Origin of the sequence: Methylobacterium oxalidis (assembly GCF_007992195.1) — a bacterium.
Lineage (GTDB): Bacteria > Pseudomonadota > Alphaproteobacteria > Rhizobiales > Beijerinckiaceae > Methylobacterium > Methylobacterium oxalidis.
Map to the genome: position 1 here is coordinate 1 of NZ_BJZU01000051.1, position 2,327 is coordinate 2,327.

Annotated in this window: 1 protein-coding gene; it reads right to left on the reverse strand. The window is 68.4% G+C overall.

Annotated features, from left to right (window positions below; genetic code table 11):
• Positions 1–100: 100 nt before the first annotated feature.
• On the reverse strand, positions 101–2,327 hold a 2,227-nt coding region (locus MOX02_RS13670), incomplete at its 5' end, for a multicopper oxidase domain-containing protein (RefSeq protein WP_147026347.1).

The following is a 2,327-nucleotide window of genomic DNA, read 5'->3' on the forward strand; positions in this document are numbered from 1 at the left end:
GAAGAGCGCGAGCAGCCCGAGGCCGAGCGCGCAGGCCGCGCGCGGCACCCATCTCAGGCCGAAGGATCCGGATCTTCCGTCACGCCTGCACATGGCATCCTCACGTCCTGGTGGTGCGGTAGTCCGGCCGCGCCTCGGGCAGCACCTCGGGCACCCGGAAGGTGACGCCGTCGGGCGAGGGGATCGGGGTGTTCGAGATCTGCCAGTGCGGCCGGCTGCCGGTCTTGGCGAAGTCCGGATCGTTCGGATCGGGCGTCAGCAGCTGGTAGCGCAGCACCATCGCGAAATCCTCGTGCGCCGTGTTGTGGCAGTGGCTCACGTAGGCGCCCCCGAACTCGCCGAAGCAGACCTGGATCCGGACCTTGCCGCTGGGGCGCAGCCGCCAGACGTCCTTGCGCGCGAGCTTTTCGGTCGGGCCGATCGAGCCGCCGCCGCGATCGAGGGTGATGCCCTCCTCGAAGTGCAGGTGGATCGGGTGGTCCCAGCCGCCGCCGCCGTTGACGAAGGTCCAGTGCTCGACCTCGCCGGGCTTCGGCACGAGGGCGCTGATCCGGTTGGCGTTGAGCGTGTGGGCGGACTGCCCGTTCACCTTGATCGAGTAGGGGAAGGCTTCGTGCTCCCCGCAATCCGGGATGCAGAGGCCGGTCTTGGGGTCGCGGGAATCGCCGCTGCCGGAGCGGCCGAACTCGATGACGCGCTCCCGCACCGGCGCGACGACCGGGATCTGGGTGGTGAGCTTCTTGAGCCCGCTCTTCCAGTCCGAGGCCGAGAAGTCGGCGCTCGGGTCGACCTCGAGACCCGTATAGGTCCGGGTCGGGTCGTCGACGCTCTTGATGCCGCCCTTGCGGACCCGGAACTCCATGACGGCGCCGACGCACGGGTCCTCGATGTCGCCCCTGAGCGCGTCCCTCATCGACAGGGTCTTGTCGGGCTTGCGGCCGTCGGTCTGCTTGAGCAGGTTCACGAGGTAGAGGCTGTCGCCGTCGGCGAAGGCCGAGAAGTCGACCACGATGTCGTAGCGCTCGCCGTTGCCCTGCTCCTCGAGGGCGGTGAGCTGGATCGGGTTGACGACGAGGTTGCCGTCGTTGGCGATGAACCAGAACGGCACCGTCGTGCCCGACGAGAACTTCTTCGACTTGTTGACCGCGATCGCGAACTTGTAGAAGCGCGCCATGGCCGCGTTGAGGATGCGGAAGCGGTACCGGCGCGGCAGAACCTCCATGTACGGGTAGTAGCTGCCGTTGATGGCGATGACGTCGCCGAGGAAGCCGTCCGTGTCGAACACGTCGAAGAACATCTGCCCGTCCTTGTCGAAGGCCGGGTTGGAGACGGCGAGGTTCACGTCGAAGTCCTGGTTGCCCCAGGCCGTCGCGTCGCCGCTCGGCAGGAGCAGGTTCACGCCGTCGCGGACCGCGGTGCAGGCCCGGTCCGGGCCGCTGTAGACGTTGCACAGGGCGAAGTTGCCCTTGTGCACGTTCTCCGCCGTGAAGAAGAACCGGTGGTCGTGGAACCACATCGAGCTCTGGATCTCGCGGTAATCGCCCTCGACCTGCATCAGGCCGCCGTCGTCGGTCGGCCCGGACGCCTTCTTCTGGTAGAGCGGGTCGCTGAAGGCGCGATGGCTCGGCAGGTCGCGGCGGGCGAGCGTCAGGGCCCAGTGATAGTCGTAGAACGTGCCGGGGAAGTGATAGGCGTTGCAGGCGCCGTCGCTCTCCGCGCCGTTGTGGGCGTTGTGGAAGTGGGTCGTGATCTCGTTGCGGCCGAACCCCTTGTTCTGGGTGCGGTCCACCGGCAGGTCGTTGTAGATGCGGGTGAGCATCGGCTCGCCGTAGCGCGCCTTGATCAGGCAGGGCATGCCGTAGCCGAGGCGCGAGCCGCCGCTTGAGCCAGCATGGCCCGGCTGGCGCACGCCGAACGACCACAGGGCGTTCATGTCCTGCTCGGGCATCTCCCCGCAGAAGCGCGTTCCCGCCTCGCACTGCCCGAGGGACATGAGGTAGCCGACCTTCGGGAAGAGGTCGCGGTTCGAGCTCGTCGGGTTGTTCGTCCAGCGCTGATGGGCGAAGAACTCGCCCGGCGGACGGCCCTCGACCGGCCCCCGATAGGTGAGCGGGTTCTTCAGGCGCTCCCAGCCCGGCCCCTTCTTGCTCCACTCGTCGTGGTAGGAGAGGCGCCGGCCCGGCATCTCGGAGAGCGGGCGCCCGTCCGGACCCATCCAGAGCACGTCGTCGCTGCCCGCCGCCGAGACCAGGGGGATGCGCGGCTGGACCAGGGGCCGGTGCAGGCGCTCGTGGAACTTCTGCGCGCCGAAGAGGGGGCTGCGCGGG